The organism is Yersinia bercovieri ATCC 43970 (genome assembly GCF_013282745.1).
GTDB classification, from domain to species: domain Bacteria; phylum Pseudomonadota; class Gammaproteobacteria; order Enterobacterales; family Enterobacteriaceae; genus Yersinia; species Yersinia bercovieri.
Genome location: NZ_CP054044.1, coordinates 3971767 through 3985090 on the forward strand (window position 1 = coordinate 3971767; position 13324 = coordinate 3985090).

Consider the following 13324-nt stretch of genomic DNA (forward strand, 5'->3'; position numbering starts at 1 on the left):
AGTTTTTACTTTTCCTCGCGGCGGTGAGTCACCAGCCAGCAGTTGTGAATTTGACGATTACGGGCAAAGTCTTCAGATTGCGTCTGCGCGGTTATCTCTTTCGCTTCCAGCCCCAACGCCTCTATCCCGGCCAAATCCATCTGGAAACCACGCTTATTGTTAGAGAACATGATTGTCCCCTGACGGCGCAGTAACCGTTTAAGTTCTTTTATCAGCACCAAATGATCGCGCTGAACATCAAAGGTGGTCTCCATACGCTTGGAGTTGGAGAACGTCGGTGGATCGATGAAGATCACATCGAATTGCTCATCGGTATTACTCAACCAAGAGAGGCAATCGGCTTGAATCAAACGGTGCTGTTGGCCCGTTAAGCCATTCGCCCGCAGATTCTTCTCAGCCCACTCCAGATAGGTACGCGACATATCGACCGTGGTCGTACTACGCGCGCCACCCAGACCAGCATGGACGCTTGCCGTGCCGGTATAGGCAAACAGATTCAGGAAATCTTTGCCCTGACTCATTTTGCCCAGCATCTGGCGAGCAATGCGGTGATCAAGGAACAGACCCGTATCGAGGTAATCGGTCAGGTTAACCCATAGCTTGGCGTTATACTCACTCACCAGCAGGAATTCACCTTTTTGTGCCAATTTTTCGTATTGGTTTTTGCCCTTCTGGCGTTCACGGGTTTTCAACACCAACTGATTTGATGGTAAATCCAACACCGCGAGTGTGGCATTAATCACATCAAACAGGCGCTGACGCGCTTTTTGTGCATCAATGGTTTTCGGCGGCGCATACTCCTGCACCACGACTTTGCTGCCGTAGCGATCGACGGCTACATTGTAATCGGGTAAATCGGCATCATACAGGCGGTAGCATTCGATACCCTGCTGTTTGGCCCACTTATCCAGTTTTTTCACGTTCTTACGCAGACGGTTGGCGTAATCCTCCGCCACCTGTAAACCACCCGCCCCCTGTGGGTTGGCCGCTAATTGGTAGTTTTTCTGCACACAATCAAGTGGGCCATTTTTAGCTTTAAATTCGCGATCTGCGCGTAATTGCAAGCAGCTTAGCAGCTCTGGCGAAGCACTGAACAGTGACAAGCGCCAGCCACCGAATGCGGTTTTCATAATGCGGCCGAGCATATTATGCAGCGCAATCAACGCCGGCTCACTTTCCAGCCGCTCACCATAAGGCGGGTTACTGATAACTGTGCCCACAGGCCCTTCTGGCAATGGATTTACCAGTTTACTGACGTCATTGGCATTAAAGGTAATCAGCTCTGATACCCCGGCACGACGGGCGTTGGCCCGTGCCATCTCAATCACCCGACGATCAATATCGGAACCGAAGAAACGGGAAGTCGTCTCTTGCAAACCGGTGCGGGCACGAACTTGCGCTTCAGTGGTCAATTCGCGCCAGAGATCTTCGTTAAACGCGCTCCAGCCAGTGAACCCCCAATGTGACCGATGCAGGCCCGGCGCACGATCAGATGCCATCATGGCGGCTTCGATCAGCAAGGTGCCGGACCCACACATGGGATCGACCATTGGCGTACCCGGCTGCCAGCCAGAACGCTGAATGATTGCTGCAGCCAGATTCTCTTTCAGCGGAGCCTGACCGGTCAGGTCACGGTAGCCACGCTGATGCAGACCTTCGCCACTGAGATCAAGTGCTACACTGGCCATATCCCGTTGCAGGAAAACATTAACGCGGATATCCGGCTGCTGCTTGGCGACGGTCGGGCGCTGATCCAATTTGCGGGTAAAGCTATCCACAATGGCATCTTTGACTTTCAGCGCACCATACTGACTGTTGCGGATTTCGTCATTCACGCCGCTAAAGTGCACGGCAAATGTTTTATCTAAACCAAAGATTGACGGCCAATCAATCGCCTGCACCCCAAGGTACAAGTCCAAGTCACTGTAAACTTTAAATTCATTAAGCGGTAACAGGATGCGCGAAGCCAGCCGGCTCCACAGCAAGCTTTGGTACATGAGTCGATCGTCGCCCTGAAAATGTACCCCACCCTGTACTATTTTACAGTCGTGAGCGCCCAGCGCTTCGAGTTCGCTTTTTAACAGTTCTTCCAGTCCACGCGCCGTGCTGGCAAACAGAGAGTTCATATCGCACTATCACCAAAAAGAAAATTGTTGCGCATTATAGCTAATCCCAGCAGCTTGTCATAAAGTTGCTCCCTCTAAATTTTATACACGCACGGAGGCAATGGTGATTACCCTCTCCCGACTCTACGTTCATCCAGTCAAATCCATGCGCGGTTTACAGCTTTCTCATGCTCAAGTCAGCAGCAGCGGATTGGCTTTTGACCGCGTATTCATGATTACTGAGCCGGATGGCACTTTTATTACTGCGCGTCAAAATCCAAAGATGGTGATGTTTACACCGGCATTAATGTCGGACGGCTTATATCTCACCGCCCCCGATGGCGAGAGTGCCAGTATCCGCTTTAATGATTTTTTAGCCAATGCCGAACCGACTGAAGTTTGGGGAAATCATTTTACAGCGCTGATTGCCCCTGCCGATATCAACAACTGGCTCAGTGGTTATTTTCAGCGTGAAGTGCAATTGCGCTGGCTTGGAACGGAATTAACCCGCCGGGTAAAACCGATGCCAGAAGTTCCACTCTCTTTTGCCGATGGCTTCCCTTACCTGCTGATCAACGAAGCATCCTTTAAAGAGTTGCAACAGCGCTGCCCCGGCAGTATTAAGCTGGAACAGTTTCGGCCAAATTTAGTGGTGACCGGTGCGAGTGCATTTGCCGAGGACAGTTGGAAAGTTATCCGTGTCGGCGATATTACCTTTGATCTGGTTAAGCCATGTAGCCGCTGTGTATTAACCACAGTCAGCGTTGAGCGTGGACGGAAACATCCAACCGGCGAGCCATTGCGGACACTGCAGACATTCCGAACGGCGGAGAATGGCGATATCGATTTTGGTCAGAATATGGTGGCCAGAAACAGTGGTATTATTCGCGTCGGCGATGAAGTCGAAATTCTGTCAACCAAACCACCACGGCCTTACGCCGCAGGTATCATCATTGAAAGCGTTAATGCACCACAAGATCAATCCAAAGCGGTATCCATTGAATATAATGGCATCCGCTTTAATGGCAATAATCAGCAGGTATTGTTGGAGCAACTGGAACAACAGAATATCCGTATACCCTATTCATGCCGAGCTGGGATATGTGGTAGTTGTAGAATTACCTTAGTGGATGGCGAAGTTGCACCATTAAAACAGAGTGCCATTAGCAATGACGGAACGATTCTTTGTTGTAGCTGTATTCCTAAGGGCGACATTACACTCAGTGGTAAATAAGCCTCTAATAGAGCCAATCGATTTTAAACTGCCGAGAATTATACCGCCCGGTCAAGGTTGAAAGCTGGTGCGGTATAAATCTCTTCAATCACGAGTGGCAATAAGCGGTCGTTCATTATCTTTATCGCATCACCCAGCACCAACTGGCGGCCAGCTAATACTACCTGAGACTGCGCTAATAAGCATAAGCTGGCGGAGTCACCTGACTCAACCACTAACAAACGAACCTCCTCTCCGCTATCTAATACTTTCACCACGGCCAGTTCAGCATTTTGCGGCGCAAATGATTTAGCCTGTTGAGCAAAATACCAGCTTTTAGGCATTAACGGCTTTAAGTAACGAAATGCGACCAGTGCATTTAACACCAATTCTGAACGTTGTTCATTACTCAACTTAATTTGGCGGCATTGATCTTCAAATTCAAAATAGAGTGCTGCATCGTCAACGCAAAATGCAGATTCATCAAAAGCATCTGGGGTGAGCATTTTAGACGGGAAACGCGAGCGAAATATCATACCATTGGCTAAATCCAACATCAGTCGGTCATGTTCGGTATCAAAATACCAACGCCATTTATCGTCTGGTTTAATTCGCATATTTTTCCTTCCCGCCATGCTGCCACATCATTGACTCAATAACTGAGTATTCACCCATCAAGGGGGATTAAATTCATTTAAGGCTTTCGCTGTATATTTTATCTACCGGAGTAAAATATAGACGAGCCGGAGGAATAAATAAACCCCCCGGCATGTAATGAAGATAAATAATTAGATATGAGTAACGATATGCTTAATCAAACCGGGTCCACGGAAGATAAATCCGGAATAAATTTGAATCAATGACGCACCGGCAGCCATTTTTTCCCGAGCGGCGGTGACTGAATCAATTCCACCGACACCAATAATTGGCAGACGCCCTTGCAACTCTTGTGATAAACGACGAATCACTTCAGTGCTGCGTAATTGTAATGGTCGACCACTTAAACCACCGGCTTGTTCGCAATAATCTAATCCTTGTATTAGAGAGCGATCGAGTGTTGTATTAGTGGCAATAACACCATCTATATTATGGCGAACTAAACTGTCAGCTATTTGGATCAATTCTTCTTCCGTAAGATCCGGCGCGATCTTTACTGCAACCGGAACGTACTTATTGTGTCGTGCATGCAATTCGGTTTGTTTATCTTTAATTGCTGCTAATAGGTCATCTAATGCCTCACCGTACTGTAAAGATCGTAATCCAGGTGTATTAGGTGAGGAAATATTAATCGCAATATATCCCGCGTATGGATATATTTTATCCATACAAATCAAGTAATCTTCTTTACCTTGTTCTACTGGCGTATCTTTATTCTTGCCGATATTAATGCCTAAAATACCGCCAAAATGTGATTTTTTGACATTTTCAATTAAGTTATCAACCCCATGATTATTAAATCCCATCCGGTTGATCAAACCTTCGGCTTCAACGATCCTGAATAATCTTGGCTTGTCATTACCTGACTGTGGTCGTGGTGTCACTGTTCCGACTTCGATAAAGCCAAAGCCCATTGCGCCTAGCGCATCAATACACTCGCCATCTTTATCCAGACCGGCAGCCAAACCCAACGGGTTTTTGAATGACAGACCCATGCAGCTTACCGGCTTAGTTGGCACCGACTGGCGTACCAAAAACTCAAGCGGTGTACCGGTAACACGTTTTAACTGGCGGAACGTAAATTCATGGGCACGTTCTGGATCAAGCTGAAAGAGTGCTTTTTTGACGAGAGGATAGTACATGTGATCTCCTGAGCGACCGGTGACAAACCGTTGGTAGGTATTAATTCTGTCGTTCTACAACCATTGGCGTTCAATTTGTGTGGCGACACCAATTCACAGCGGTTAGTTGACCGACTTCCAACATGCGGATAGATGAGGGAATGGTAAATTCATCTTTCGGGAAAGTAAACGTTTGCTAAGTAAAGCCACGCAAAGAGTCGCAAGCGCCACTTTCTTGCTAACAAAGTGTTAATTATTTGCAGGTAATGAGAGATAAAGGGGGCATTACTGCCCTCTGAGGTTATTGACAAAGTGCCGGTTGCGGAGAGAACAGCTAGATCGTAAAGACGCCGTCAATCCCTCCCTGGAGGCTCGAGCCGCGCCATCCCTGGCGCAGACGCTTTACTCTTCTACCCGTCCTCTCCCGTTCCAGATCGCGTCATCGGGGTTTGTTAGCAGCCTGAGAGGGCATTACTGCCCTCCTTAATGGGGAAGATAATCTGGCTGACCGGTGATTCATTATGGTCAGCCATCTATTTACCCTACGCCTCTTATTTAGTCAGAGACTATACCGCCAGGTTTATGCAGCCAGCGCCTTGGTTATCTTCTCGAACAGATCACCGGATAAGTTTTCCAACGTTTTCAATTGTTCCAATGCCTGACGCATCAGAGCCTGACGCCCTGCGTCATAGCGTTTCAGCCGGATCAAAGGCTCAATCAATCGTGCAGCAACCTGCGGGTTACGGGTGTTCAAATCACTGAGAATCTCCACTAGGAATTGATAGCCGCTACCATCGCTGGCATGAAATGCTGCTGGATTGCCAGAGGCAAAACTGCCGATCAATGAACGAGTCCGATTTGGATTGCTCAAACTAAATGCTGGATGCTTAAGCAAAGCCCGCACCTGAGTCAGAACATCTACCGCCGGACTGGTCGCTTGCAGCGCAAACCATTTATCCATCACCAAGCCATCGTGGTTCCAGCGAAGATCAAAGGCGGCCAGTAACTCATCGCGGCAAGGTAACTGTGCTGCAACTGCTGCGGCCATTGCTGCCAGCGAATCAGTCATATTATCGGCCTGGTGATATTGTGAAGAGACCAGCTTGTTAGCAAACTCCTCGTCACCAAATGCCAGATAACTCAGGCAAGTATTGCGCAATGCCCGCTTGGCGATATCACCGTGTTCAATGCGATAAACCGGCGTTAAATTCGCCACATAAACAGCCAGCAGCTCATCGGACAGTGTTTGAGCCAAGCAACGTGTAATCGCTTCATGCACTGCACTAATAGCCTGCGGATCAATGGTGGTAAACAGTTCTGCAATTTCATTTTCTGATGGCAGTGTCAGGATCTGTGCGGCTAACGCAGGATCAAGATTTTCATCAAGTAATATTGCGCGGAAGGCATCAGCCACGTGGGCAGGCAGAGTCAATGGCTGTTTCTGCTGATATTTAGCAACATTAAGCTTGATATAGGTTGCCAACAGACTTTGCGCCGCATCCCAACGAGAGAATTCATTGCGCGCATGCTGCATCAGGAAAGTGAGCTGCTGATCGCTATAGCTATAATCCAATTTAACTGGCGCGGAGAATTCACGCAGCAAGGATGGGATTGGTGTATGTTCAACATTATCAAAGGTAAAGGTCTGTTCAGCTTCGGTCACATTCAGCACATGATGAACTGGCAAGCCATCTCTTTGCAACGCGATCACATTGCCTTTACTGTCATATAGCTCAATATCCAGTGGGATATGTAATGGCAGTTTTTCTGGCTGATCAGCGGTTGGTAAGGTTTTTTGGCTAACGTGCAAATGATACTGCTGCTTTTCTGCATCATAATCATCACGTACCGTCAGTATTGGAGTGCCAGATTGACTATACCAGCGGCGGAATAAGGAGAGATCAACATTAGATGCATCTTCCATTGCCTGGACGAAATCATCACAGGTCGCCGCACTGCCATCATGGCGCTCAAAATAGAGCTGCATCCCCGCCTGGAACTGCTGTTCACCTAGTAAGGTATGCATCATGCGGATCACTTCTGAGCCTTTTTCATATACCGTTAGGGTATAGAAGTTGTTCATCTCGATGACTTTATCTGGGCGAATCGCATGGGCCATTGGGCTGGCGTCTTCCGCGAACTGTGCTGCGCGCATGACGCGTACATTTTCAATGCGATTAACAGAACGTGAGCCTAAATCAGAGCTAAACTCTTGATCACGGAATACTGTTAACCCTTCTTTCAAACTTAACTGGAACCAATCACGGCAAGTGACTCGGTTGCCGGTCCAGTTATGGAAATATTCATGACCAATAACCGCTTCAATATTCAGATAATCTTTATCTGTCGCGGTTTCTGCTTTTGCCAGAACATATTTTGAGTTGAATACATTCAACCCTTTATTCTCCATGGCACCCATGTTGAAGAAATCAACCGCAACGATCATATAGATATCGAGGTCATATTCCAGACCAAAACGGGTCTCATCCCACTTCATGGAGTTCTTCAGTGAGGTCATCGCCCAGTCTGCGCGATCTAAATTGCCCCGATCAACAAAAAGTTCCAGTGCCACTTCACGGCCAGAACGGGTAATGAACTTATCGCGTAAGACATCAAAATCACCGGCAACCAGTGCAAACAGGTAACAAGGTTTTGGGAATGGGTCTTCCCATTTTACCCAATGGCGGCCATCTTCCAGTTCCCCTTGCCCTACCCGGTTACCATTAGAAAGCAGATACGGATAGCGAGACTTGTCAGCAACAATGCGGGTTGTAAAACGGGCCAGCACATCAGGGCGGTCTAAGTAGTAGGTAATATGCCGGAAGCCTTCGGCCTCACACTGGGTACATAACGCTTCACCGGAAAGATATAGCCCCTCAAGCGCGCTGTTTGTCGCCGGGTGGATATCATTGACGATTGTCAGTGTGAAATATGCGGGTAATTGCTCAATAATCAGCGAATTATCCTGCAGATGATAATGAGGCCATGCTTGCCCATCAATGCTGATACTGATTAATGTGAGATCTTCACCATCTAAGATCAGCGGTGTCACTTCGGTTGCCTGACGTTTTACTTTACTGACCGCCGTTACCGTCGTTTTTTGCGCATCCAGTGCGAAGTCCAGATCGATATCGGTGATGGTGTAATCCGGCGCACGATAATCGTGACGGTATTTAGCTTGCGGCTGTTGTGTCATAGAAACCCTTTTGACGTCATCTGTGAGTATGATTATCAGGTCTGTATTTATAGTTGGTGGGGCTTAAGAACATGACTGCCATTGACTTCGCCCCAGACCCAGATAGCGTTTCAATGTATCACAATTGTTAGAAAAACCTAGTTGAGAACCCGTGCTATTAGGGAAAATCTGGCACTGATTGTGAATTTTTCGCGCCAGTTCGCAAGTCAATGATAGGTTTGCAATTGGTGAGCAGTAGCGCAGTTATTGTCCGGCGTTCATGGCGTCTTTACCCGCGCTGGATACCCACGTTGCCGCCTTGGGTGATATCCGTGAGTGGGAATGCCAAAAGATATAGCTGTTTACTATTTCCGATTCAGAGCTAATGGCACGTTTAAACCTAGACCTCGGATTAGCATTTATGGTGTGATGAAGCTTCAATAACAGGATAATCTCGGTATACTCCCGTGACTTTATCGTTTATGCCGACTACGGAAATGTTGCTACGAGGATGCTGTATAGCGCCATGACTCAAGACGCCTCACCGATTTTGACTTCATTGCTTGATACCGATGCATATAAGCTTCACATGCAGCAAGCCGTGTTCCATCGCTATCGCTATATTACCGTTGCCGCTGAATTTCGCTGCCGTGGTGATGAGCTGTTGGGCAAATATGCCGACGAAATCCGCCACCAGATAGTATTAATGAGCCAATTAGCGCTGACCGATGATGAGTATCTCTACCTCTCCGGCTTACCCTTCTTTCAAGCTGACTATCTGAACTGGCTGCGTACTTTTCGCTTTAATCCCGAGCAGGTCACTGTATCGGATAACAGCGGTAAGTTAGAGATTCGTATTGCCGGCTTATGGTGTGAAACGATTTTATGGGAAGTGCCGCTGCTGGCAGTGATCAGTGAAATTGTCCATCGCCGCCGCTCTGTGGATGTTTCGACCGCCCAGGCGGTCCAGCAACTGCGCAACAAGCTGCAACAGTTTAAGTTGCTTAGCGCTGATATTGATATTACTCACTTTAAGTTAATGGACTTTGGCTCTCGCCGCCGTTTTTCGCGTGAAATACAATATGCCATCGTCAGTAGCTTAAAAGAGGAGTTCCCTTATCTGGTCGGGACCAGCAACTATGATTTAGCACGCAAGTTGGCATTAACGCCAGTGGGCACTCAGGCCCATGAATGGTTCCAGGCGCATCAGCAGATAAGCCCAGTTCTGGCCAACAGCCAGCGCGTGGCGCTACAAGTCTGGTTGGATGAGTATCCCGATCAACTCGGCGTAGCATTGACCGACTGTATTACCATGGATGCTTTTTTACGCGATTTCGATCAAATATTCGCCAATCGCTATCAGGGATTACGCCATGACTCGGGTGATCCAGTCGAATGGGGAGAGAAAGCGATCGCCCATTATGAGAAGCTGGGTATTGACCCAATGAGCAAAACATTGGTGTTTTCAGATAATCTGGACTTGGAAAAAGCATTATCGCTCTACCGCCACTTCTACCAACGAATTCAATTGGTGTTTGGTATTGGTACGCGTTTAACTTGCGATATCCCCGGGGTTAAGCCACTCAATATTGTTATCAAGCTAATTGAGTGCAACGACAAACCAGTAGCTAAGCTTTCTGATAGCCCTGGTAAAACCATTTGTCATGACCCTGCTTTTGTTGATGAGTTACGTGAAGCCTTTGCCCTGCCTTTAGTCAAGAAAGCCAGTTAACCTCGAGCACCGTTTTTTTGTATTTATTGATCAATAGCTGGGTCGCGAAACCGCCCAGCTATTTGCCTGAGTTGCACATTTTTCCGCCACTCTATCCCCCTCAGTTAAAATCAGCCCTGAATTGTGTCGCCTCTATTCAGAAATAAGCACAGAAATGTTGCACTAAACTGGTGATTTCTACTTGTGTCCTGCACTGTCGCAAGTAACATAGCAATATCCCCATTTTCTTGGGTTGTTAACTATTTCTATATCAAAACTATTAAAGAGAGAAATCTATGAGCGTAGTGCCTGTAGTCGACGTACTGCAAGGCCGTGCTGCGGTTGACAGTGAAGTCACCGTACGCGGTTGGGTGCGTACCCGGAGAGATTCTAAAGCGGGTATCTCCTTCGTTGCCGTTTATGACGGTTCCTGCTTTGACCCGTTACAGGCCGTCGTGAATAATACTTTGCCTAATTATCAGGATGAAGTGCTGCATCTGACTACCGGTTGTTCAGTCGAAGTCACCGGGACAGTGGTGGCCTCACCAGGTGAAGGACAGAGTTTTGAAATTCAAGCCACCGCAATTAAAGTGGTAGGTTGGGTTGATGACCCCGATACCTACCCGATGGCGGCAAAACGTCACAGTATCGAATATTTGCGTGAAGTCGCTCACTTGCGCCCACGGACTAACCTGATTGGTGCAGTGGCCCGTGTTCGCCATACTTTGGCACAGGCGATTCATCGTTTCTTCGATGAAAATGGCTATTTCTGGGTTTCTACACCACTGATCACCGCTTCAGATACCGAAGGTGCCGGTGAAATGTTCCGTGTCTCCACCTTAGATCTGGAAAATCTGCCACGCACTGATACCGGTGCTGTCGATTTCAGCGAGGACTTCTTCGGTAAAGAGGCCTTCCTGACTGTGTCCGGCCAGCTAAATGGTGAAACCTACGCCAGTGCGTTATCTAAGGTTTACACTTTCGGCCCAACTTTCCGTGCTGAAAACTCCAATACCAGTCGTCATTTGGCTGAATTCTGGATGGTAGAGCCAGAGGTTGCCTTTGCCTCACTGGATGATGTCGCCGGCTTGGCCGAGAAAATGTTGAAATACGTTTTCCAGGCGGTACTGAACGAACGTGCCGATGATATGAAGTTCTTCGCTGAACGGGTAGATAAAGATGCGTTAGATCGCTTGCAACGCTTTGTTACCTCTGACTTTGCTCAGGTTAACTACACCGACGCTATCGAGATCCTGAAAGCATCAGGTCAAAAATTTGAGAATGACGTCTCTTGGGGCATTGATTTATCTTCTGAACATGAACGCTATTTGGCTGAGAAACACTTTAAAGCGCCGGTAGTGGTTAAAAACTATCCGAAAGACATTAAAGCTTTCTATATGCGTATGAACGAAGATGGCAAAACCGTTGCGGCGATGGATGTATTGGCGCCGGGAATTGGTGAAATCATCGGGGGTTCACAACGTGAAGAGCGCTTAGATGTGTTGGATGCGCGTCTGGAAGAGATGGGCCTCAATAAAGAAGATTATTGGTGGTATCGTGATCTGCGTCGCTACGGCACTGTACCGCATTCAGGATTTGGCCTTGGATTTGAGCGTTTGATCTCCTATGTAACTGGGGTTCAGAACGTTCGGGATGTCATTCCATTCCCACGCACACCGAGAAATGCCAGCTTCTAAGTTCGTCATTTCGAAAAAAAATGTTTATTTGTATAAATAAAAGCCAGCTCAGCTGGCTTTTGTCATTTTTTAAAGTTAGATCTAAGTCACAAAGTTCCCTTAAATTTACATTTAGTAACAAATAGTATCCCACTGAAACATATTCAGGTAATTGGTAGCATTTTCGGTCTGGATTATAAGCCCTGCGAATGGAACACTGCGTTCAGACACAGACGACACCAAACTCTCAACAATAGTTCCAAAAAAATTATTGGCGGCAGTGGCAGGTGTCCGAATAAAACCAATGAGGGTAATAATAATGATGAAGCGCAATATTCTTGCAGTAGTAATCCCAGCATTGTTAGCAGCTGGCGCAGCTAATGCAGCAGAAATCTACAACAAAGACGGCAACAAACTTGACCTGTACGGTAAAGTTGACGCGCGTCACCAGTTCTCTGACAACAAAGGTCAAGACGGCGACGAAACTTATGTTCGTTTTGGCTTCAAAGGTGAAACCCAAATTACTAGCCAACTGACCGGTTACGGCCAGTGGGAATACAACGTTCAGGCTAACCACGCTGAATCTCAAGGCGACAAAGGCAACAAAACCCGTCTGGGCTTTGCTGGTCTGAAATTTGCTGAATTCGGTTCATTGGACTACGGCCGTAACTACGGCGTAATCTATGACGTTAACGCATGGACCGACATGCTGCCAGTGTTCGGTGGCGACTCCATCTCTAACTCTGATAACTACATGACTGGCCGTTCTACTGGTCTGGCTACTTATCGTAACACCAACTTCTTCGGTCTGGTTGATGGCCTGAACTTTGCTCTGCAATATCAAGGCAAAAACGAAGATGGTCGTGATGGTTCTACCACAACAGGTGGTATTACTACCTTTAATAACCTGAAAGATCAGAATGGCGACGGTTTCGGTATCTCCTCTACTTATGATATCGGTTACGGTGTAAACTTCGGTGCTGGTTTCTCTTCTTCAAACCGTACTGACGAACAAAAACGTTTCAGCACTGCTCCTGGCGAAAAAGCTCAGGCATGGAACGTTGGTGCTAAATACGACGCAAACAACGTATACTTGGCTGTAATGTATGCTGAAACTCAAAACATGACTCCATACGGCGATGCTAATGATACTATCGCTAACAAGACTCGTGACATTGAAATCACTGCACAGTACCAGTTCGACTTCGGTCTGCGTCCATCTTTAGGCTATGTACAGTCTAAAGGTAAGGATCTGGATGACGCAGCTGGCGACAACCATGATCTGGTGAAATATGTTTCTGTTGGTACTTACTACGCGTTCAACAAAAACATGACCACCTATGTTGATTACAAAATCAACTTGATGGATAAAGATGCATTCACCGAAGCTAACGGTCTGTTGACAGACGACGTTGTTGGTGTTGGCTTGGTTTACCAGTTCTAAGTTAAACTTAATCAGGCAGTTTATCTGCTGACATAAGTTGAAAAAAGGCAGGGCTTCGGCTCTGCCTTTTTGTTTCTATCCTTAGCCAAAATATAGGGATATTCCGCTGTCAATGGCTCTATTGTGCCGATTTTTCACCCTGAATCCCCCCGCCTCACAACATTCATTTCTTTTTATCGCAAACGGTTGGCAAAGACCGCAACTGGCGTTACCCTGATGGTT

At 47.2% G+C, this 13324-nt stretch carries 8 protein-coding genes; 4 read left to right on the forward strand and 4 right to left on the reverse strand.

All coding sequences use genetic code 11. The annotated features are described in order from the left end of the window. Positions 1-5: 5 nt before the first annotated feature. Complete coding sequence (rlmKL, locus tag HRK25_RS18025; RefSeq protein WP_005278769.1) at positions 6-2126, reverse strand: bifunctional 23S rRNA (guanine(2069)-N(7))-methyltransferase RlmK/23S rRNA (guanine(2445)-N(2))-methyltransferase RlmL; 2121 nt, start codon at positions 2124-2126, stop codon at positions 6-8. 100 nt (positions 2127-2226) lie between these two features. On the opposite strand from rlmKL, the gene HRK25_RS18030 reads away from it, so the two are divergent. Then, positions 2227-3339 (forward strand): YcbX family protein, encoded by a 1113-nt coding sequence (locus HRK25_RS18030; protein WP_005278766.1) that lies wholly within the window; start codon positions 2227-2229, stop codon positions 3337-3339. 38 nt (positions 3340-3377) lie between these two features. Here HRK25_RS18030 and HRK25_RS18035 read toward each other — a convergent pair whose 3' ends face one another. The 3 genes from HRK25_RS18035 to pepN all read right to left on the reverse strand — a co-directional run bounded on the left by HRK25_RS18035 (position 3378) and on the right by pepN (position 8292). Beyond that, the gene (locus HRK25_RS18035) at positions 3378-3935 is read right to left on the reverse strand and encodes a cell division protein ZapC (RefSeq protein ID WP_032898811.1); all 558 of its coding nucleotides are present in this window, start codon (positions 3933-3935) and stop codon (positions 3378-3380) included. 171 nt (positions 3936-4106) lie between these two features. Further along, entirely contained in the window at positions 4107-5117 is a 1011-nt protein-coding gene (gene pyrD / locus HRK25_RS18040) for a quinone-dependent dihydroorotate dehydrogenase (protein ID WP_005278758.1), read from the reverse strand. 559 nt (positions 5118-5676) lie between these two features. Then, on the reverse strand, positions 5677-8292 hold the full coding sequence (gene pepN / locus HRK25_RS18045) for an aminopeptidase N (protein WP_005278370.1): 2616 nt from the start codon (positions 8290-8292) through the stop codon (positions 5677-5679). Between the two features lie 505 nt (positions 8293-8797). Here pepN and pncB point away from each other — a divergent pair. The 3 genes from pncB (at position 8798) to ompF (ending at position 13102) form a co-directional block, all read left to right on the forward strand. Continuing rightward, positions 8798-10003 carry a nicotinate phosphoribosyltransferase gene (pncB, locus tag HRK25_RS18050; RefSeq protein WP_032898724.1) on the forward strand — a complete coding sequence of 402 codons (1206 nt, stop codon included), beginning with the start codon at positions 8798-8800 and terminating at the stop codon, positions 10001-10003. A gap of 275 nt (positions 10004-10278) precedes the next feature. Further along, a complete protein-coding gene (gene asnS, locus HRK25_RS18055) occupies positions 10279-11679 on the forward strand; it encodes an asparagine--tRNA ligase (RefSeq protein WP_004873772.1) in 1401 nt (466 codons plus the stop codon). Positions 11680-11980: 301 nt separating this feature from the next. Then, positions 11981-13102: a porin OmpF gene (ompF, locus tag HRK25_RS18060; protein ID WP_161598536.1), complete on the forward strand. Its 1122-nt coding sequence runs from the start codon at positions 11981-11983 to the stop codon at positions 13100-13102. Positions 13103-13324: the final 222 nt, after the last annotated feature.